This is a genomic window from Lentzea albidocapillata (assembly GCF_000719115.1).
Classification (GTDB): Bacteria; Actinomycetota; Actinomycetes; order Mycobacteriales; family Pseudonocardiaceae; genus Lentzea; species Lentzea albidocapillata.
Window position 1 is genome coordinate 60,251 of record NZ_JOEA01000001.1, and the last position, 17,745, is coordinate 77,995.

Annotated in this window: 22 protein-coding genes and 2 tRNA genes; 15 read left to right on the forward strand and 9 right to left on the reverse strand. The window is 68.4% G+C overall.

From position 1 onward, the window contains the following. The first annotated feature begins 104 nt into the window (after positions 1 to 104). Together IG04_RS0100365 and IG04_RS0100370 are read left to right on the forward strand one after the other, a co-directional pair. Positions 105 to 1,112 carry a serpin family protein gene (locus tag IG04_RS0100365; protein WP_030474445.1) on the forward strand — a complete coding sequence of 336 codons (1,008 nt, stop codon included), beginning with the start codon at positions 105 to 107 and terminating at the stop codon, positions 1,110 to 1,112. A 79-nt stretch (positions 1,113 to 1,191) separates the two neighbouring features. Continuing rightward, complete coding sequence (locus IG04_RS0100370) at positions 1,192 to 1,710, forward strand: Scr1 family TA system antitoxin-like transcriptional regulator (protein WP_030474446.1); 519 nt, start codon at positions 1,192 to 1,194, stop codon at positions 1,708 to 1,710. Here the strand turns inward: IG04_RS0100370 and IG04_RS46165 are convergent. Continuing rightward, entirely contained in the window at positions 1,707 to 1,883 is a 177-nt protein-coding gene (locus IG04_RS46165; RefSeq protein ID WP_157512840.1) for a hypothetical protein, read from the reverse strand. The genes IG04_RS0100370 and IG04_RS46165 overlap by 4 nt on opposite strands. A gap of 82 nt (positions 1,884 to 1,965) precedes the next feature. Between IG04_RS46165 and IG04_RS0100380 the strand changes: the two genes are divergently transcribed. Both IG04_RS0100380 and IG04_RS0100385 read left to right on the forward strand, forming a co-directional pair. Next, positions 1,966 to 2,523 carry a carboxymuconolactone decarboxylase family protein gene (locus IG04_RS0100380; protein ID WP_030474447.1) on the forward strand — a complete coding sequence of 186 codons (558 nt, stop codon included), beginning with the start codon at positions 1,966 to 1,968 and terminating at the stop codon, positions 2,521 to 2,523. A gap of 4 nt (positions 2,524 to 2,527) precedes the next feature. Beyond that, complete coding sequence (locus IG04_RS0100385; RefSeq protein WP_245816402.1) at positions 2,528 to 3,340, forward strand: class I SAM-dependent methyltransferase; 813 nt, start codon at positions 2,528 to 2,530, stop codon at positions 3,338 to 3,340. Position 3,341: 1 nt separating this feature from the next. Here the strand turns inward: IG04_RS0100385 and IG04_RS0100390 are convergent, their stop codons facing one another. Continuing rightward, entirely contained in the window at positions 3,342 to 3,968 is a 627-nt protein-coding gene (locus IG04_RS0100390; protein ID WP_030474449.1) for a dioxygenase family protein, read from the reverse strand. A 111-nt stretch (positions 3,969 to 4,079) separates the two neighbouring features. Further along, positions 4,080 to 4,940 (reverse strand): sigma-70 family RNA polymerase sigma factor, encoded by an 861-nt coding sequence (locus IG04_RS0100395; protein ID WP_030474450.1) that lies wholly within the window; start codon positions 4,938 to 4,940, stop codon positions 4,080 to 4,082. 35 nt (positions 4,941 to 4,975) lie between these two features. Between IG04_RS0100395 and dnaG the strand changes: the two genes are divergently transcribed. From dnaG to IG04_RS0100410, 3 genes are read left to right on the forward strand one after another with little or no spacing between them, the layout of a single operon-like run. Further along, complete coding sequence (gene dnaG, locus IG04_RS0100400; RefSeq protein ID WP_030474451.1) at positions 4,976 to 6,862, forward strand: DNA primase; 1,887 nt, start codon at positions 4,976 to 4,978, stop codon at positions 6,860 to 6,862. Beyond that, positions 6,862 to 7,362, forward strand: coding sequence for a hypothetical protein (locus IG04_RS0100405; protein ID WP_030474452.1), 501 nt, complete (start codon positions 6,862 to 6,864; stop codon positions 7,360 to 7,362). The genes dnaG and IG04_RS0100405 overlap by 1 nt, the downstream gene beginning before the upstream one ends. Positions 7,363 to 7,386: 24 nt before the next feature. Then, on the forward strand, positions 7,387 to 8,127 hold the full coding sequence (locus tag IG04_RS0100410; RefSeq protein WP_030474453.1) for a trans-aconitate 2-methyltransferase: 741 nt from the start codon (positions 7,387 to 7,389) through the stop codon (positions 8,125 to 8,127). 6 nt (positions 8,128 to 8,133) lie between these two features. On the opposite strand, the gene IG04_RS42135 is transcribed toward IG04_RS0100410, so the two are convergent. After that, positions 8,134 to 8,415 (reverse strand): YtxH domain-containing protein, encoded by a 282-nt coding sequence (locus IG04_RS42135; protein WP_036013152.1) that lies wholly within the window; start codon positions 8,413 to 8,415, stop codon positions 8,134 to 8,136. 143 nt (positions 8,416 to 8,558) lie between these two features. On the opposite strand from IG04_RS42135, the gene IG04_RS0100420 reads away from it, so the two are divergent. Together IG04_RS0100420 and IG04_RS0100425 are read left to right on the forward strand one after the other, a co-directional pair. Then, positions 8,559 to 8,631, forward strand: a tRNA-Asn gene (locus tag IG04_RS0100420). Positions 8,632 to 8,701: 70 nt separating this feature from the next. Beyond that, positions 8,702 to 9,562: an oxygenase MpaB family protein gene (locus tag IG04_RS0100425; protein ID WP_030474455.1), complete on the forward strand. Its 861-nt coding sequence runs from the start codon at positions 8,702 to 8,704 to the stop codon at positions 9,560 to 9,562. On the opposite strand, the gene IG04_RS0100430 is transcribed toward IG04_RS0100425, so the two are convergent. After that, the gene (locus IG04_RS0100430) at positions 9,517 to 9,978 is read right to left on the reverse strand and encodes a GNAT family N-acetyltransferase (protein ID WP_051768551.1); all 462 of its coding nucleotides are present in this window, start codon (positions 9,976 to 9,978) and stop codon (positions 9,517 to 9,519) included. The two genes, IG04_RS0100425 and IG04_RS0100430, sit on opposite strands and share 46 nt — an antisense overlap. A 108-nt stretch (positions 9,979 to 10,086) precedes the next feature. On the opposite strand from IG04_RS0100430, the gene IG04_RS0100435 reads away from it, so the two are divergent. Continuing rightward, positions 10,087 to 10,164: transfer RNA gene (locus IG04_RS0100435), tRNA-Ile, on the forward strand. 74 nt (positions 10,165 to 10,238) lie between these two features. Continuing rightward, positions 10,239 to 10,970 (forward strand): DUF7873 family protein, encoded by a 732-nt coding sequence (locus IG04_RS0100440; RefSeq protein WP_030474457.1) that lies wholly within the window; start codon positions 10,239 to 10,241, stop codon positions 10,968 to 10,970. A gap of 409 nt (positions 10,971 to 11,379) precedes the next feature. On the opposite strand, the gene IG04_RS0100445 is transcribed toward IG04_RS0100440, so the two are convergent. Next, positions 11,380 to 11,934, reverse strand: a complete 555-nt coding sequence (locus tag IG04_RS0100445; protein WP_030474458.1) for a TetR/AcrR family transcriptional regulator — start codon at positions 11,932 to 11,934, stop codon at positions 11,380 to 11,382. A gap of 111 nt (positions 11,935 to 12,045) precedes the next feature. On the opposite strand from IG04_RS0100445, the gene IG04_RS0100450 reads away from it, so the two are divergent. Further along, the gene (locus tag IG04_RS0100450) at positions 12,046 to 12,747 is read left to right on the forward strand and encodes an SDR family NAD(P)-dependent oxidoreductase (protein ID WP_030474459.1); all 702 of its coding nucleotides are present in this window, start codon (positions 12,046 to 12,048) and stop codon (positions 12,745 to 12,747) included. Here IG04_RS0100450 and IG04_RS0100455 read toward each other — a convergent pair. Next, a complete protein-coding gene (locus tag IG04_RS0100455; protein ID WP_030474460.1) occupies positions 12,744 to 13,475 on the reverse strand; it encodes an AraC family transcriptional regulator in 732 nt (243 codons plus the stop codon). The two genes, IG04_RS0100450 and IG04_RS0100455, sit on opposite strands and share 4 nt — an antisense overlap. Before the next feature lie 75 nt (positions 13,476 to 13,550). On the opposite strand from IG04_RS0100455, the gene IG04_RS0100460 reads away from it, so the two are divergent. Both IG04_RS0100460 and IG04_RS0100465 read left to right on the forward strand, forming a co-directional pair. Further along, complete coding sequence (locus IG04_RS0100460; protein ID WP_036013155.1) at positions 13,551 to 14,663, forward strand: MFS transporter; 1,113 nt, start codon at positions 13,551 to 13,553, stop codon at positions 14,661 to 14,663. A 38-nt stretch (positions 14,664 to 14,701) separates the two neighbouring features. Next, positions 14,702 to 15,571: an exodeoxyribonuclease III gene (locus IG04_RS0100465; RefSeq protein ID WP_245816422.1), complete on the forward strand. Its 870-nt coding sequence runs from the start codon at positions 14,702 to 14,704 to the stop codon at positions 15,569 to 15,571. A gap of 3 nt (positions 15,572 to 15,574) precedes the next feature. Here IG04_RS0100465 and IG04_RS0100470 read toward each other — a convergent pair whose 3' ends face one another. Continuing rightward, positions 15,575 to 16,444 (reverse strand): NsdA family TPR-like regulatory protein, encoded by an 870-nt coding sequence (locus IG04_RS0100470; RefSeq protein WP_051768555.1) that lies wholly within the window; start codon positions 16,442 to 16,444, stop codon positions 15,575 to 15,577. Positions 16,445 to 16,600: 156 nt separating this feature from the next. On the opposite strand from IG04_RS0100470, the gene IG04_RS0100475 reads away from it, so the two are divergent. Beyond that, entirely contained in the window at positions 16,601 to 16,840 is a 240-nt protein-coding gene (locus tag IG04_RS0100475) for a hypothetical protein (RefSeq protein WP_030474464.1), read from the forward strand. A gap of 40 nt (positions 16,841 to 16,880) precedes the next feature. On the opposite strand, the gene IG04_RS43615 is transcribed toward IG04_RS0100475, so the two are convergent. Continuing rightward, a complete protein-coding gene (locus tag IG04_RS43615) occupies positions 16,881 to 17,657 on the reverse strand; it encodes an STAS domain-containing protein (protein ID WP_144065492.1) in 777 nt (258 codons plus the stop codon). Between the last annotated feature and the right edge of the window lie 88 nt (positions 17,658 to 17,745).

Sequence of the window (17,745 nt, forward strand, 5' to 3'; positions counted from 1 at the left end):
CGGACGAACCGGGACCGCCGGACCGGCCGTGGCGGAGACCGGGCAGGGGATGACGACGATCCGGCCGGTCACTGCCAGATCCACGCCGTTAGGGGAGTGTTTCCGTGACCGATCAGGCCGACTTCGCCCTGAACCTGCACCGCGTCGCAGTACCTGATCCCTCCTCGAACGCGTGCTGGTCGCCCTTCTCGGTGGCCAGTGCGCTCGCGTTGGCCCGTGAGGCCGCGCGCGGCGAGACCCGCACCGAACTCGACGGCCTGCTCCAGGACTTCGACGCCTCCGACGCGCTCGACGTGCCCGAACTGGCCGTCGCGAACACGCTGTGGGCCGACGACGACCTGAGGATCGACCCTGACTTCTCGCTCGCCGGTTCGGTGCGGCGCACCGCGTTCTCCGACCCCGCGACGGTCCGCAAGCTCGTCAACACCGACGTCGCCGAGACCACCCGCGGCCTCATCCCCGAACTGCTGACGGACCCGCCACCGCCGGACGCCGCCGCGATCATCGTGAACGCCCTGTACCTCAAGGTCGGCTGGCTCAACGCGTTCTCCGCCTGGGAGACCGCCGCGAAACCGTTCCACGCGCCCGGCGGCGACGTGGACGTGCCGACGATGAAGGTCACCGAGAAGTTCCGCTACGCCCGCCACGACGGCTGGCAGACGATCGTGCTGCCCGCCGACTCCGGCGTCGAGGCCGTGGTCCTGCTGCCGGACGAGTCGCTCGACCAGCCGCTGAGCCCGTCCGTGCTCACCGCGCAGGACTTCACGCGGCTCGAGCTCTCACTGCCCAAAGTGGACGTACGGGCGAAGTTCAACCTCAAGACCACGCTGCGGCAACTGGGAGTCGAGCGCATGTTCGCGCGCGACGCCGACTTCTCCGGCCTCTCGCCGGACGAGCGGATGTTCGTCGACGACGTCGTGCACGAGGCCGTGCTGCGCCTGGACGAAGAGGGCCTCGAAGGCGCGGCGGCCACCGCCGTCACGTTCCGCACGGTGTCGATCGAGATCCCGGTGGACCCGATCGTCGTGACGGTCGACCGGCCGTTCCTCGTCGCGGTCCGGCACGCCCACTCGAAGGCGATCTACTTCCTCGCGCAGGTAGCCACTCCGTAACCGATTTCCGGCAGCATTCGCCCTGTAGAGCGGGCGTTTCGCGCGGCGAGATCATGATCATGGCTTTACCGTTCCACGCATGACCCAGCACGGTGCAGGTGAGCAACTCGTCGTGCTCGCCGCAGCGGGCGCCACCCAGATCACCTGCTTCAGCGGCGTCACCATTCCCGTCCTGCTCAGAACCGAGTGCTACGCGAAGGCGCTGGCCAGCGCTCTGGGGTTCGCGCCGACGCCGGAGCTGCAACGTGATGGCGTGCTGCCGCGGTGCGTGTTCTTCATCCACGAGTACGCGTTGCGCACCGTCGTCGGCGGCGACCGGCTGATGGAGGACCAGGTCCTGCACCTGCTGTTCCACGCGCCGTCGATCCGGATCGTGCCGGCCAGCGCGGGCGGGGCGGCGGCGGTCGGGCTCGACTACGCGCTCGTCCAGTACGAGCACGAGCCGCCGCTGGTCTACCTCGCGAACTGGACGCTCGCCAGCGACGCGGCGACCGTCGAACGGGCCGTGGCCATCTTTCAGCGCATGCACGCCGTCGCTCTGGACAACGAGAAGTCGCGCGACGTGCTCATGGAATATGTGGCCGTGTACGACCGCTAGGGCGTGTTGCGGCGCAGGAACAGTCGCATGCCGTCCTCACCGGGCAGCGCGCACAGCAGCAGTTTGACGTTCTGGTGTCGCACCGGAACCGCACACGAGTCGCCTGCCAGCAGCGTTCCCGCCAGCAGGCCGGCCGACTCGTGATCGATGTCCAGCACGAAGTCGTTGCTCATGAAGGGACCCTATGAGTAGACCGGCTCGCGCCCCAGTCACCCAAAGGTGTCACGTTCTGTCGGGCTGTCTCGTCCATCGGGCATGACGAGGATCAAGGGAGTCCCCAAGAAGGACGCGGGCCTGCTGCTCAAGGCCGTGTACTGGTTCGCGCGGCGGGAGTTCGGCGCGGTGCCGGAACCCGTCACGGTGATGGCGCACCACCCCAAGCTGCTGATGGCGGGCGGGCGGCACGAACTCGCGATCAAGAAGGCGATCCACGGGCCGTTGTTCGAGCTGTGCGTCTACCGCACGGCGGTGAAGCTCGGCTGTTCGTGGTGCGTCGACTTCGGCGCCATGCTGATGAAGCACGGGGGCCTCGACATCGAGCGCCTCAAGCACATCGACTCCTACGCCACGTCGCCGCTGTTCACCGACCTCGAACGCAAGGCGCTCGCCTACGCAGACGCGATGACCGACACGCCCGTCGCCGTCACCGACGAGCAGGTCGCCGAGCTGGAGGAGCTGCTGGGACGCAAGGAACTCGTCGCGCTGACCTACCAGGTCGCGCTGGAGAACCAGCGAGCCCGGTTCAACAGCGCGTTCGACATCAGGGACCAGGGTTTCACCAGTGGTGACGCCTGCCGCGTGCCGACAAACTAAAGCGGTGGAGAAAATCACCCTGACCGGGGCGCAGGAGACCATGCTCGCCACGCTGTACGGCCGGGCGCTCGACAGCGAGCGCCCCGCGTCCGTGCTGCACGACACCGAGGCGAAGCGTGCCGTCGACCGCATCGACTACGACTTCGCCAAGACCGGGATGAACACGACCACCTCGGTAGGCGTCGCCATCCGCGGCAGGGTGCTCGACGACTGGACGCGCGAGTTCCTGCGGCGCAACCCGTCCTGCACGGTGCTGCATCTGGCGTGTGGGCTGGACACTCGCGCGCACCGGATCGAACGGCCAGACACCGTGCGGTGGGTCGACGTCGACATGCCGGACGTCGTTGCGTTGAGGCACAAGCTCTTGCCCGTGCCACAAGGTGACTATCGCCTCGTGGCGTCGTCGGTCACCGAGGACGCCTGGCTCGCCGAAGTGCCCGCCGATCGTCCGGTCGTGGCGGTGTTCGAGGGACTGTCGATGTACCTCACGCAGGCGGAGGGTCATGCGTTGATCAGCAGGATCACCAGCCGGTTCTCCAGCGGTGAGCTGCTGTTCGACGTCTACGGCCCGTGGGGGATCAAGCTGCAGAAGCTCGTGCCGGCCGTGCGCAACGCCGGCGCGACCTTGCACTGGGGCGTCGACGATCCGCGCGAGATCGAGGCACTGCGCCCCGGACTGACCACTGTGGACTCCTGGCGCAGCGTGGACCTGCCGCACCTGGACGCGTTGCCCAGGTCCGGCAGGATCCAGATGAAGGTCGTCAGCGCGATCCCGAAGCTCCGTGACGTCGGGAAGCTGCTGCGAATGCGGTGGTAGTTCAGGTCTCCAGGACGAAGTCGAACTTGGCGGTGTAGCGGTTGCCGACGAGCGGGCCGAGCTCGACCTCGCACTCGCGGTCGAGGTAGGCGTCGCGCCGGTTCAGGTAGGGCACGTTCATCCCGTACGCCCTGAGGTTGTCCGGGAAGAACAGCTGCGTGGTGAGGATACGGCCGGCGCGGGGCTGGGCCTTGACGTGGATGTGCGGTGTGCGGCCGGGATAGTCCTTGGGCACGATCGTCTCCAGCACGTACGCGCCGGAGGCGTTGGTGAACTGGTGGCCGCGCATCTTGAACGTGGTGTTGTCGTACACGCCCCGGTCGTCCGCCTGCCAGAAGTCCAGCAGTGCGTTGGCGATCGGCTGGCACTTCATGGTGTAGACGAAGCCGGTGATGCTGAGCACGATCCCGGTGACGCCGGGCGTGCGCAGGTTCGTGCGCTGCGGGGAGTTCCGCTTGAAGTAGGGACCCTCGATGTTCGACGGGGTGTCGTCGTCATCGACGCAGGTCGGGGTCAGGGGAAGGGGCGCGCTGCGCGCCGTGGTGGCGCCGGCGGCGGTCAGGGCGACCACGGCGGCCGCACCGGTCGCCAGGAACGCCCGGCGTGAGGGGATGTCGTGTTCGGGCATGTTCGAACTCCGGTGGTTGCAACCCGCGGCAGGGGGCTTGGGCTGGACCAGCGGGCCGAACGTTAGCCACGGAACGATCCCGGTTCCAGTTGTGGTCCAGACCAAAAGCCGTCAGAACGCCACGTGGGTCAGCTTGTCCGGGTTCGCGATGTCGTAGATGGCCTTGACCTTGCCCTCGTGCACGGTGAACGCCGTCACGCGCGCCGACACCTCGCCGTACGCGGGCATGAGCACGCCCAGTTCGCCGTTGACGAACATCGGCCGGTGCTCCTCCGGGTAGCCGTACTTGCGCATCAGGCCGAGGAAGAAGCGAGCGACCTTGTCCGCTCCGGAGACCGTGCGGACCGCCGTGCGCACCTTGCCGCCGCCGTCGCCGATCATCATCGCGTCGGGGTGCAGCAGTTCGAGCACGCCGTCGATGTCCCCGCTCGCCATGGCCCGCAGGAACTTCTCCAGCACCTCCTGCTGCTCGGCCAGCGCGGCACGCGGCGGCGGGTCGGCGTCCGCGACGGCCTTGCGGGCGCGGGAGGCGTGCTTGCGCGCGGCGGCCTCCGAGACCTGCAGCACGTCGGCGATCTCGTTGAACGGCAAGGAGAACGCGTCGTGCAGCACGAACGCGACGCGCTGGTCCGGCGTGAGCCTGTCGAGCACCACCAGCGCGGCCATCCGCACACCGTCGGACTGCACCACGCTCGCCAGCGGGTCGTCCTCGCCGGTCGTGAGCAGCGGCTCGGGCAGCCACGAGCCCACGTACGTCTCGCGGCGCACGGCGGCGGAGCGCAGCCGGTCGAGGCAGATGCGGCTGACGACGGTCGTGAGCCAGGCGCGCGCGTCCTGCACGCCCTCGGCCTTCGCGAACCGCGGCCACGCCTCCTGCACGGCGTCCTCGGCGTCGGCGAAACTGCCGGTCAGCCGGTAGGCGACGCCGATCAGGTGCGTCCGGTGGAGTCCGAAGACGTCGGCGGTGGTCACGGTCGGCAGTTTGCCAGGGGATTAGACTTGGCCGTGTGGCAGGACGCATCAGGGAGAGCGACATCGCATTGGTGCGTGAGCGCAGCCGTATCGACGAGGTCGTCGGTGACCAGGTTTCGCTGAAGCGGGCCGGCGGCGGAGCACTCAAGGGGTTGTGCCCGTTCCACGACGAGAAGTCGCCGTCGTTCAACGTGCGTCCGTCGCACGGCACGTTCCACTGCTTCGGCTGCGGCGAGGGCGGCGACGTGATCGCCTTCGTGATGAAGGTCGAGCACCTGTCGTTCGTGGAGGCCGTCGAGCGGCTCGCGGACCGGGTGGGCATCCAGCTGACCTACGAGGGCGGCGGCGCCACGATCCAGCGCGACCGCGGCACGCGCGGCAGGCTCATCGAGGCGCACAAGGCGGCTGCCGAGTACTACGCGGAGCAGCTCGCGACGCCCGACGCGCAGGCGGCGCGGGAGTTCCTGGCCGAGCGCGGGTTCGACGAGGCCGCGGCACGCCAGTTCGGCTGCGGGTTCGCGCCCGGCGGCTGGGACAGGCTGACGAAGCACCTGCTCGGCCGCGGGTTCGAGCTGCAGGAGCTGATCAAGTCGCAGCTCACCAAGGAGGGCCGCCAGGGGCCGATCGACCGGTTCCACCGGCGGTTGCTGTGGCCCATCAAGGAGATCAGCGGGGACGTCGTGGGGTTCGGCGCGCGGCGGATCTTCGACGACGACCCGATCCAGGCGAAGTATCTCAACACCAGCGAGTCGATGATCTACAAGAAGTCGCAGGTGCTGTTCGGGCTCGACCAGGCCAAGCGCGAGATCGCCAAGCGCAAGCAGGCCGTCATCGTCGAGGGCTACACCGACGTGATGGCGATGCACCTGGCCGGCGTGCCGACGGCGGTCGCCTCCTGCGGCACGGCGTTCGGCACGGACCACATGAACGTGCTGCGCAGGCTGCTGATCGACGACGACGTCAACGGCGAGGTCATCTTCACCTTCGACGGCGACGAGGCGGGCCAGAAGGCCGCGCTCAAGGCGTTCGACGGGGAGCAGCACTTCTCCGCGCAGACCTACATCGCGGTTGCGCCGGACGGCATGGACCCGTGCGAGCTGCGGCAGGCCAAGGGCGACGTGGCGGTGCGCGACCTGGTGGCGCGGCGCATCCCGTTGATCGAGTTCGCGATCAAGGCCCAGCTCAAGGCCTACGACCTCGACTCCGTGGACGGCCGCGTCGAGGCACTGAAGAAGATGGTGCCGTTCGTCGCGCAGATCAAGGACAGGGCCAAGCGCGACGGCTACGCGACGCGGCTGGCGTGGTGGGTGGGCTGGGACGACGAGGCGATGGTCGTGCGCCGGGTCCGTCAGGTCTCCGGCGGCAGGACGCCGGTCGCCGTTGCGCGCGCCGACCCGAACCAGATGGCGCTGGGCGTCGAGGTCGACGGCCCGGCCAGGCCGAACCCGCGTGATCCCCGGCTGGTGCCCGAACGCGAGGTGCTCAAGATCGCGCTCCGGCTGCCCGAGTACGCCGGTCCGATGTACGACTCGCTGCCGGACGAGTCCTTCACGGACCCGGCGTACGTGGCGCTGCACCGGGCGATCCGCGCGGCCGGTGGCGCGTCCTGCGGGCTCGAGGGCTCGGCGTACCTGGAGGCGATCTCGCAGGCGTGTTCGCACGCGTCGGTGCGGTCGGTGATGACCGAACTCGCGGTGGAACCGTTGGCCGTCAAGCAGAACGACGAGTTCCGCTACGTGTCGATGGTCATCGCGCGGTTGCAGGAGGTCCAGGTCGGCAAACAGGTCGAGGACGTGAAGTCGCGGTTGCGGCGGCTGTCCCCGATCAAGGACGCCGACGAGTACCGGGCGCTGTGGGGCGACCTGGTGGCGCTGGAGGAGTACCGCAAGGCGCTCCTGCAGCAGAGCGCTGGAGTGCTGTAGTGGGGTTGTTCCGACGGTTGTTCGGCAACGGTGCGCCGGACGGCTTCACCGGTTCGCTGGAGAACGACGAGACCGTGATCGCGTTCGCGCCCGTGCAGACGGGCGGGCACCTCGTGGTGACGTCGTTCGGGCTGTGGGTTCCGGGTGACGAGCCGCGGCGGATCGGCTGGCACCTGATCAGCAAGGTGAAGTGGGAGGGCTCGCTGCGGGTGGTCGAGGCGGTCGAGGCCTCCGTCGAAGGGCCCGTCGTGCTGCTGGAAGACCTTCCCGCGCAACGGTTCGCACTGGACGACCCGCGGCGCGTGCTGCGCGCGATCAGCCAGCGCGTCGAGGGGTCGATCCGGGCGCGGGAGCGCGTCGAGTCGCCCGGAGTGTGGATCCTGCAGCGCAAGATCCCCGGCCGTGACGGCGTGGTGTGGCAGGCGCGCGGGGATGCCGGCGTGGATCTGGGAGCCGTGCGCGAGGCCGTTTCGGCGTTCGCCGCGAAGCTTGCGGGCTAGCAGTACGCGTGTACTGTTAGCCGTATGTGGGATCCGGCGCAGTACCTGGCCTTCGCCGATCACCGGGCAAGGCCGTTCTACGAACTCGTTGGGCGCGTACGGGCTTCGGAGCCTCGTCGCGTCGTCGACGTGGGCTGCGGGCCCGGCAACCTGACCTCGTCGCTGTCCGCGCGGTGGCCCTCGGCGGTGGTGGAGGCGTTCGACTCGTCTCCGGAGATGGTCGAGGCGGCGCGTTCGGCCGGTGTCGACGCTCGCGTTGACGACGTGACCACGTGGGAACCGTTGCCGGACACCGACGTCGTCGTGTCGAACGCGGTCCTCCAGTGGGTCGCTTCACATCCCTCGATCGTGTCGAAGTGGGTCGACGCGCTGCCGTCCGGCGCGTGGCTCGCGTTCCAGGTCCCCGGCAACTACGCGGACGCGTCGCACCGCCTGATCCGTGAGGTGGCGGGAGAGGGATTGGCGCACGTCTTCCGTGCGGAGAAGCCGGTTCTGGACCCTGTCGAGTACGCGGACCTGCTCGGCGACTGCGCCGTCGCGGACGTCTGGGAGACGACGTACGTGCAGCGGTTGTCCGGCCCGGATCCCGTACTCGAATGGGTGAGTGGCACGGCTTTGCGGCCCGTGCGTGCGGCACTGTCCTCAGCGGACTGGGACGCCTATGTGGCGGAACTGGCGCCGCGGCTGCGTGAGGCGTACCCGCAGCGAGCCGACGGCACCACTTGGTTCCCTTTCAGGCGGATCTTCGCGGTCGCCCAGGTGTGAAGCGCGTCACTTCCGCGGCGTCATCGGGGAAGTGGTGACCTTGCCGTCGGAGTTCTCCTGGTGACGCCACGGAGCCTTCTCGGCTGCCTTTTCCGCGACATCCGTGGCCCGGTCCTTCGCCTGAACTGCGGCTTCGAACGCCTTGTCCTTGGCTTGGGCGGCCGTCTTGCGCACGGTCGGGTTGGCGGTGAAGCGGTGCCAGAGGCGCACGATCTGGTCGTAACGCTCCCGTCCGGCCTTCGCGCCGAGCACGTAGCCGATCGCCGCGCCCACCAAGATGCCCTTCATGTAGCGTCTCCTCTCGCATCGTGCCTGTTCAGAGCCTGTGATGCCGCCAAGTGGGGGGTCCTTGCAAAACCCCTTTCGCGGCTCATGTAGAGTTACCCACTGTCAGGAGGAACCAAGCCTGACACGCTAGAACAACCGAACATTCCCCCATAGCTCAATTGGCAGAGCATGCGACTGTTAATCGCAGGGTTACTGGTTCGAGTCCAGTTGGGGGAGCTTAGCCACTAGGCCCCAGTCATCCGACTGGGGCCTAGTGCTTTGCCGGGCCTTGAGCCAGCTTGGACGGATGGCCACCCGCTTCGCGAACCTCCGCCGCATCTCCGCGCTCGACCCCGTGGCCGACCACGAGGAGATCGTGAGGATCTCCGCCGGTCTGGAGTTCCCGTGGGACTACCAGAAGTCCCTCGAAATGGCGCTGTTCCGCACGTACTGCGTCCCGACGATCTCCGGCCTGCTGGAACGCACCGGAGAGTTCGAACGGCGCCCGCAGAAGCGCTACGACGACACGGCCGTCCTGATGGCGGAACTGGTCGAGCACGGCTACGACTCCCCACGCGGCCGTGAGGCGCTCCGCGTCGTCAACCGCCAGCACGGCCGTTACGACATCTCGAACGACGACATGCTCTACGTGCTTTCGACGTTCATCTATGACCCGATCGACTGGCTGCGCCGCTACGGCTGGCGTTCGTTGACCCGCAACGAACAACTGGCCGGATTCCACTTCTACCGCGCGGTCGGCGCCCGCATGGGCATCAAGGACATCCCGGCCGGCTACGACGAGTTCCTGGCGTTCAAAACGGCCTACGAGCAGGAGCACTTCGTGTTCGCGCCGTCGAACCGCCGCATCGGCCAGTACACGCTGGACCTGTTCTGCTCGTGGTACCCGTCCGTGGCGCGTCCGGTGGTCGCACGGGCCGTGGTCGCGATGCTGGACCCGGCGATGGTGCGAGCGTTCGGGTTCGTCGCGCCGCCTTCGTGGGTCGGTGCTCTGGGACGGCGTGCGTTGCGGCTGAGGGCTTTCGTCGTGCGCCGGATGCCGGTACGCAAGGCGCTGAAGCTCACCAGCACCCCCAACCGCACTTACCCGGGCTATCCGCGCGGCTACCGGCCGGCGGACCTGGGCGCGACCTCCAGTACGGCCCGCTGACCGTTGCGCACGAAGCCCAACGCCTTCAGGAACTCGTTGCCGGGCTTGAAGTCGTCGAGCCGCACGTGCACGCGCGTGACGTCCGGGAAGCGCTCGGCCAGGGCCTTCGCCATCTCCGTGCCGATGCCCCACCGGCGCAGATCCCGCGGCACCAGGAAGAACCCGATGCTCGCCTCGCCCTGAGCGGGGTGGCCGACCACGAGGTCCACGAACCCGATCATGCCCTGTGCCTGCGCGACCAGCAGGTGCTTCTGCTCGAACGCGGCACCCTCCGGCAACGCGTAGAAGAGGCTCTGCACGTCACCGGGCCCGGACGGATGCCCCGTGGCGGCCTGGAACCAGTCGTCGCAGTCGGCGAACAGCGCCAGCACCTCCGGCTCGTCCGCCGGGGTGAAGTCGCGGAGGATCAAACGCACGCGTCTACCCTATGTGTCGCTCGCCACGGGGGCGCGCAAGGCCCGTTCGGGCTGATCGGTATCCTCCACCACGCGGTGTCAGCGGCTCGGGGGCGCCGCGACTGCGAGGGGGCAGTAGCTCAGTTGGTCAGAGCAGCGGACTCATAATCCGTCAGGTCGTGGGTTCGAGCCCCACCTGCCCCACCACCTCCACCAGGTCAAATCGCGTGCGGACGCGGCTCTTCGGTGCGTAGGGTGCGCGAGACCAAAGGGGGTGCGGCATGACGAAGCTGAACCAGATCATCGCGGTGGAGAAGAGTGTCAAGGGGGGCACGCTCCGGGACCTCACCGACGCTCACCACGGGTTGCAGAAGCCCGCGCTGCTGGCCGGCATCTCCCGGACGTACCAGCCGAAGGACGAGGACGGCGAGGTGCTGCCGCCGGAGTCCACGCGCGTGCAGATCAAAGCCGAGGACGTGCTGCGGAAGACCGCAGCCGTGATGACCCGGCTCTTCGACGTCACGGCGACCAAGGACTGGGCCAACTGCGTCGCGAAGGCCGATGTGGTGGTCGACGGGCAGACGTTGCTCCGCGACGTGCCGGTGTCGTACCTGTTGTTCCTCGAGAAGCAGCTGACCGACCTGCACACCTTCGTGAAGAAGCTGCCCCTGCTGGACGCGGCCGAGGACTGGAACTTCGACGAGTCCGCCGACTACTGGCGCACCGAGCAGGTCCGGACCATCCGCACCAAGAAGGTGCCGCGCAACCACGTCAAGGCCGAGGCCACGGAGAAGCACCCGGCGCAGGTCGAGGTGTACTACGAGGACATCCCGGTGGGGTACTGGACCACGGTGAAGTTCTCCGGTGCGCTGCCTGCCCGGCGGGTCAACGAGCTCGTCGACCGGGTCGAGAAGCTCCAGCACGCGGTGAAGTTCGCCCGCGAGGAAGCCAACGGCCTGGAGATCACCGACCAGCGCGTCGGTGAGGTGGTCTTCGACTACCTCTTCCGCTAGCGTCCACAGACTCCCCCGCTGGAGCGCGGGGGTGCGCTCCCTTCAGGGAGCGTGAAAGCTGAAACTGAAACGTCAGCCTGAACCACTCGGTCCCAAGTGGAGGTTCGAATCCTCCTCCCGGCACCATCACGCCGGGGTAGCCCAATCGGTAGAGGCAAGCCGGGATCAAACTCAGACTCTCGCTCCAGACTCAGCATTTCCGCCGAACGCCAGATCACTCGAGACCGGACAAGACTCGCCGAGGTGCAGGTTCGAATCCTGCTGGCCGCTCCACTCATGCGGCCGTAGCTCAACGGAAGAGCGCGGCGACCTAAGGACTGATCCGACTCTTAAACGTCGCTGGTGTGCGCAAATGGGCGGCAAAACGGGGCCCTGGACTGGACATGTCCGGGGCCCCACCCGCGTTTCGCTATGCGCGCAGGCCTTCTACGTAGATCGACAGGAAGCGCCGCCACTCGCCGGGAGAATCGCGGATCACCTGGGCCATCGCCCTGGTCAACGTTGCCAGGTCGGCGATCGAGTAGTCGGCGCGCAGTACGCCTGCCGCCATGGCGCGGTCGATCAGGATTCCCGCGTGGCCGGCCCCGCGGTGACAGGCCGAGACCACCTCGGGGGCGTTCGGCAGGTCGCGGGCCAGCACGTCGTTGAGGCCCCGATCCTCCGCCTGCAACGCGTAGAGGTCGTCCAGATAGCCGGCGAAGGCCTGCCAGGGGTCCGGTTCGGTCAGGGCCTTGTCGCCGATGACGTCCAGGGCGGCGAGGCGCTGCGGGAAGATCTGCGCCACGAAATCGTCGCGGGTCGGGAAGTGCTTGTAGAGCGTGCCGATGCTGACCTCGGCCCTGCGCGCGATGTGTTCCAGGGGCACGTCGAGGCCGCGTTCCGCGAACAGTTCCGTGGCCGCTACCAGCAGCTTGTCCCGGTTGCGTGCCGCGTCCGCACGCAGGGGCCTCGACGCGGTGACCATGCGGCGGATCCTACTCGGGCGTTAAGTCGAGGGTGCCCTCGAATTCTGTGGTAGCGTCGGCGGGCGTAAGTCGAGGGTCGCCTCGAATTAGCGTTCGGAAGGACGAAACCCATGTCTCCCACCGCTGTTGTGCTCGGCGTCGGTCCTGGGCTCGGCATGTCCATCGCGCACCGCTTCGGGCGTGAGGGCTACGACGTCGTGCTGCTCTCGCGGCGCGGTGATCGGCACGGCGACTACCTGAAGTCTCTTGCCGCGGCCGGCGTGCACGGGCGGGCATTCGCCGTCGACGTCCGTGACCGCGAGCAGCTGCTGTCCACTTTGGACGAGATCGGTCCGGTGGACGTCGTGTACTACGGGCCCGGCGCCACCGATCTGAACGACGCGCCCGGTGAGATCACGTCGGCCACGTCCGACGACGCGCGTGCCGCCATGGATTGGCTCTACCCGGCCATCGACGTCGTCCAGCGCGTGCTGCCGGGCGTCGTCGAGCGCGGGGGCGGCCTACTGTTCGCCGGCGGGCTGAGCGCGGTGCAGCCGATGCCGATGCTCGGTGCGCTCGCGCTGACGAGTGCCGCGTTGCGCAACTACGCGGTGACGCTGAACGCGGCGCTGGCAGAGAAGGGCGTGTACGCGGGCACGCTCACCATCGGTGGCGTGGTTGAACGTGGCGACATCCACCAGACGGTGAAGTCCATGCCCGGGCGGTTCGGCTCCCTGGCCGGCCACACCCTCGACCCGGACGACATCGCCGAGACCGCGTGGCAGATGTTCGTGCAGCGGGACCGCGCGGAGGAGGTGTTCTCGGTGCTCTAGAGGTACGAACCGGGGGTGTGGCCGAGCGAGCGGCGGAACACGTCGATGAACGCGCTCGCGGTGGCGAATCCGCACTGCAGGGCGACGGCGGTGACGGGCTGGCCCTCGGCGAGCAGGCGCAGGGCGTGGTAGAGCCGCACCTGCGTGCGCCACTGGGGGAAGGTCATGCCCATTTCGTCGCGGAACAGCCTGGTCAGCGTCCTGCCGCTCGCGCCGGCCTCGCGGCCGAGCGCTTCGAGACCGCGTGTGTCCGAGGGGTCGGTCTCGAGCGTCGCGCAGACCGCCGCGAGCCTGGGGTCGTGGGCGGCGGGAACGCGCACCGGTCGTTCGGACGCGGTGGCCAGTTGGTCGAGCAGTACCGCGCGCATTCGTTTGCCTGCAGGGGTTTCTCGGTCGGTGAGCTCTGTGTAGGTGATGAGCAGCTCACGTAGCAGAGGAGAGACGGCGAGTGCCGTCGGCTCGTGGAGCTTCAGGGGGTTCTGCGTGAGCCCGAGGAAATGCAGCCGTGTGACGCCGTACGCGCGATGTGAATGCACGGCACCGGACGGGATCCACAACGCACGGTGCGCGGGCGCGATCCAGCGTGACGTCTCCGTGTGTACGGCCACGACGCCACGGCTGGCGTAGACGATCTGGTGCTCGTCGTGCCAGTGCGCGGTGACACCACTGGCGGCCGCCAGGTCGCGGCTCGTGGTCGGCGCCGCCGGCAGATGGCGAGAATTCGACATACATCGGCAGAATATCGGAATCGCGAACGCGCTGGCGGGCGCGACGATCGGTGCGTGGACAACTCTCGCCGGCGGATGTCGGTCCTGGTCGCCGGGCACGCGGTGAACGACCTCTACCAGGGTGCCGTGCCGGCCGTCGTGCCGTTCCTGGTGCTCGAACGCGACTACAGCTACGTCGCGGCGGCCGGCATCACGGTCGCCGCGACGTTGCTGTCGTCGGTCGTGCAGCCACTGTTCGGGGTGTTGACCGATCGGCGGCCCATGCCGTGGCTGGTTCCTCTCGGCATGACGCTCGCCGGCGTGGGCATCGGCTTGTCCGGCCTGAGTGACTCGTACCTGCTGACGTGGCTCGCGATCGCGTTGTCGGGCCTCGGTGTCGCCGCGTACCACCCCGAAGCCGCCCGTCTCGCGCGTCGCGTCGCGCAGGATAGCCACGTCGGCATGAGCTGGTTCGCGGTAGGCGGCAACGTCGGGTTCGCCCTGGGCCCTGTGCTCGTCACACCGGTGCTGGCGTTCGGAGGGCTCGCGTGGAGTCCGTTGCTCGCGGTTCCCGCGCTGGTGGGAGGCGCGTTGACGACGGTGGCGCTGCGAGGGGTGCACGGCGCTGCCTCCGCGGGCCAGGTTTCGGCGGGCCGTGACGACTGGGGCCAGTTCAGCAGGCTGACGGTGGTGATCGTCGCGCGTTCGATGGTGACGTTCGGGCTCGGCACGTTCCTCGCGATCTGGGTGACCGGCCGCGTCGGCGGCGGCCCGGCGGCCGGAGCGGCGGCGCTGGTCGTGCTGTTCGGAGCCGGTGCCGCGAGCACGTTGCTCGGCGGCGTGCTGGCCGGACGGTTCGGGCGCGTGCGTGTCCTGCAGGTGTCCTATGCGGTCGCGGTGCCCGCGGTCGCCGGAGTCGCGTTGGTGCCCGGTCCGGCCGTGTATCTGACGGTGGCGCTCACGGCCGTGGCGCTGTACGTGCCGTTCTCGCTGCACGTCACCCTCGGCCAGGACTACTTGCCCAACCGCCTCGGCACCGCCGGCGGCGTCACGCTCGGCCTCGCGGTCAGCATCGGCGGCCTGGGCTCTCCGGTCGTCGGCGCCATCGCAGGCGTGTGGAACCTCCAATGGGGCCTGCTGTCTCTCGTAGTGCTGCCCATCGTCGCGTGGGTGGCAGCACGCGGCTTGCGCTCGCCCGTGCGCGTCTAGGGCCTGGCTCGATGCGCGCTCTAGCCCGTGTGACTACCGTGGAGCGCGTGCGAGTGGCGACCTGGAACGTGAACTCCGTCAAGCAACGCGTACCCCGCCTGCTGCCGTGGCTGGACCAACGGCAGCCGGATGTCGTGTGCCTGCAGGAGACCAAGCTGGCCGACGACGCCTTCACCACGTTGCTGAGCGACGCCCTGAAGGAACGCGGTTACGAGTTCGCCCTGTTCGGCGAGACGCAGTGGAACGGCGTGGCCATCCTCTCCCGCGTGGGCCTGGACGACGTCGCAGTAGGCGTAGCTGGCGCACCGGGCTTTCCACACGTCGAGGCCCGCGCCGTAGCCGCAACGTGCGGCGGCGTGCGCGTTCATTCGCTGTACGTGCCCAACGGCCGTGAGCCGGAGTCGGACCACTACAAGTACAAGCTGGAGTGGTTGGCAGCACTGCGCGACGTGCTGGAGACAGGCCCTTCGGACGCGCTGGTGTGCGGCGACATCAACATCGCGCCCACCGACGCCGACCTGTTCGACCCCGAGGCCTACATCGGCCAGACCCACGTCACCGAACCCGAACGCGCCGCATTGCAGGCCATCGAAGCGTTGGGGTTCCACGACGTCGTGCGCGACCGGTGGCCCACCGAGCGCATCTTCAGCTACTGGGACTACCGGGCCGGCATGTTCCACCGCGACCTCGGCATGCGGATCGACCTGATCCTCGCGTCCAGTTCCGTCGCGCCGCGGGCCAAGGCCGCGTGGATCGACCGGCACGCGCGCAAGGGGACCGGACCCAGCGATCACGCGCCGGTGATCGTGGACCTGGACGAGGCGCCGGACGGGGACATCGGGCCCGTGGTGCCGCCGCCTTCGTCGCCGGGCGTGAAGAAGAAGGTCAAGCTCCCGCAGGCGAAGTGATCGTCATAGGGTTATCCCGCGCACGGCCGCCGCCTGCGTCATCGGGCGCATCCGGTCCCACACCCGCTCCGACTTCAGCTCCTCCGCCGCACGCACCGCCCGCGTCCCCACGGTCTGGCCCTCATCGAAGTCGCCGTCGAGGAAGTGGCACGTGGCCAGCGAGATCAGGCAGAACGTCCGGCTGCGCGCCATCGCCGGGCCGAAGTTCTCGATCGCCGAGCGCAACGCGGGAAGCGCGGCACGGGTGTCGCCGAGCTCGGTGTGGATCGTGCCGGTCATCGCCGTCAGGTCGGTCTCGTCGTGGAACCGCGCCCAGTCGGGCACATGTGCCAGATCCGCGGAAGCGAACGAGTCCTGCGCTTTCCCCAACGCTCGCAACGCCTCGGCGGAACGGGCCTGGTGCGCGTACGCCCACGCTTCGTTCGCGTACATGATGCTCGCAGCCAACGGCGCGAAGGCGCCCCTCTGGAAGTAAGCCAGCGCATCGCCCGGTGCGCCGTGATGCAGATGCACGCGCCCACGCCGATAAACGATGTTGGTGATCAGGTCTTCGTCGTGACGCGCGAAATCCAGCGCACGGTCGAAATGGTGGTACGCCGCCCCGACCTGACCGCTGTCGAACGACGTCCACCCGGCCAGGTTGTGCAAATCCGCGACCGCGGACAACAGGCGCGCCCGCACCCCGTCCGAGGCTTCGGCGGCCAGCAGCTGCTGCGCCCAGTAGATCCGCACCACTACGGCGTCACGGCACGCCCCTCCGCCGTACTGATAGTCCACCGAACGCAGCGAACGGGTCTGCGACTCCAGCTGCTCCACATCGCTCGCACCGATGCGGCTGGAGTGCGGGGGAGGGAAGTACGCAGGATCCGCCATGGAGTACACCTCTGCGCCGCCGTTGGGTTCCGAGGGTAAGGCGCCCAGGTCCGGCTGAGAAGAGGTCCTGTGTCACCTGGAATTGTCCGAAAGTGGCGGTTAAGCAGGTAGTAATGCGGGTAGGCAGGACGAAAATCCAGGGGGCAGGATCTGTTTATGAGGCGACGCGCGCACCTGCGGCTGGTGACCTCCTCCGAGCCAGAGGACACGACGTTGACAGCGGTCCTCAAGGCCGAGGACCTGGCCGAGGAACTGGGCCTCGACCCCTGCTCACGGGTGACGTGCGCCCTGCATCGTTGCTGGCTGCACCAGTGTGTCGGCTCGTCGGAAGCGGCCGCGGACCGCCAGGTCCTCAGGGCCTACCGCACGAGCGTCGCGGCGACGTTCGCATACTAGGACGGCCAGTAGAGCCGCCACTCAGAACGACCCGGAAGCGTTAAGCCTGATGGGTGAAGGCGGCGGTCTCCGGAAGGTAGATCGGGGGCCGCCGGCTGTCCTGAGGCACGTCGAGCACCGACCAGATCACGTGCCGTCCACCCCCGGCCGGCGTCTCGCCCATCGTGAAGTTGCAGACGGCGATGGACGCGACGTTGTGCCGCATGATGTGCCACTGCTTGAGGTCGAAGCGTGCGGTCGTGCGTACGGCGACGGACAACTTGTTCCCACGCATGCGCAGCAGCAGTGCGAGAGGGCTGTCGTCCTCGATGTGTGACACGAGCTCGACGGCCACCTGAGGTGCGACGTCCAACATCGACTGGATGCCCCACCGCTCACAGGCGCGTTCGGTGATCCGCTCGGCCACGTGGGGCAGGCAGCGGCACGTCGGCAGCGGCGCGTCCACCCGGTCCTCGTGCTTGAGCCGCTCGACCGCGGCCACCGCGGCGGAGGTCGTCGAGTACATCGGGATGTGCCGGGGGAGCCCGCGCGACTCCAGCGTGGAGCGCAGCCGGTGATCACTGACGACGATGCTCAGCGAGATGCCCGGCCAGCGCACCGCGGACAGCCACACGACGTCGAACAGCACGAGCAGCGCGGGAGACTCGGCGACGAGCTCGTCCAGCTCCACCACGACTCCGACGAGCTCCTTGGTGGCGTGGTCGAGCAACACGTCCTGCGCGCGCATGTACGTCGCCCAGTCGAGCCGTCCGCTGAACCGGACGACGAGTACGCCGTTCTGCTCCCGGACGTCGACCTCGAGGCTGCTACCGGCCATGATCCCGTCCCCTCCCGCGGCCACGTCCCCCCAAGCCTTCAAGGCTGGCGAGGTGACCGCATGCGCCCTAGGGGGTAACTACCCGTGT

Bases quoted from the DNA above. Each gene is read 5' to 3' on its own strand.
- IG04_RS0100370 (WP_030474446.1), top strand. From the start codon at position 1,192: ATGACCCAGCACGGTGCAGGTGAGCAACTCGTCGTGCTCGCCGCAGCG.
- IG04_RS46165 (WP_157512840.1), bottom strand. From the start codon at position 1,883: ATGAGCAACGACTTCGTGCTGGACATCGATCACGAGTCGGCCGGCCTG.
- IG04_RS0100380 (WP_030474447.1), top strand. From the start codon at position 1,966: ATGACGAGGATCAAGGGAGTCCCCAAGAAGGACGCGGGCCTGCTGCTC.
- IG04_RS0100390 (WP_030474449.1), bottom strand. From the start codon at position 3,968: ATGCCCGAACACGACATCCCCTCACGCCGGGCGTTCCTGGCGACCGGT.
- IG04_RS0100410 (WP_030474453.1), top strand. From the start codon at position 7,387: ATGTGGGATCCGGCGCAGTACCTGGCCTTCGCCGATCACCGGGCAAGG.
- IG04_RS42135 (WP_036013152.1), bottom strand. From the start codon at position 8,415: ATGAAGGGCATCTTGGTGGGCGCGGCGATCGGCTACGTGCTCGGCGCG.
- IG04_RS0100425 (WP_030474455.1), top strand. From the start codon at position 8,702: ATGGCCACCCGCTTCGCGAACCTCCGCCGCATCTCCGCGCTCGACCCC.
- IG04_RS0100440 (WP_030474457.1), top strand. From the start codon at position 10,239: ATGACGAAGCTGAACCAGATCATCGCGGTGGAGAAGAGTGTCAAGGGG.
- IG04_RS0100445 (WP_030474458.1), bottom strand. From the start codon at position 11,934: ATGGTCACCGCGTCGAGGCCCCTGCGTGCGGACGCGGCACGCAACCGG.
- IG04_RS0100450 (WP_030474459.1), top strand. From the start codon at position 12,046: ATGTCTCCCACCGCTGTTGTGCTCGGCGTCGGTCCTGGGCTCGGCATG.
- IG04_RS0100455 (WP_030474460.1), bottom strand. From the start codon at position 13,475: ATGTCGAATTCTCGCCATCTGCCGGCGGCGCCGACCACGAGCCGCGAC.
- IG04_RS0100460 (WP_036013155.1), top strand. From the start codon at position 13,551: ATGTCGGTCCTGGTCGCCGGGCACGCGGTGAACGACCTCTACCAGGGT.
- IG04_RS0100470 (WP_051768555.1), bottom strand. From the start codon at position 16,444: ATGGCGGATCCTGCGTACTTCCCTCCCCCGCACTCCAGCCGCATCGGT.
- IG04_RS0100475 (WP_030474464.1), top strand. From the start codon at position 16,601: ATGAGGCGACGCGCGCACCTGCGGCTGGTGACCTCCTCCGAGCCAGAG.
- IG04_RS43615 (WP_144065492.1), bottom strand. From the start codon at position 17,657: ATGGCCGGTAGCAGCCTCGAGGTCGACGTCCGGGAGCAGAACGGCGTA.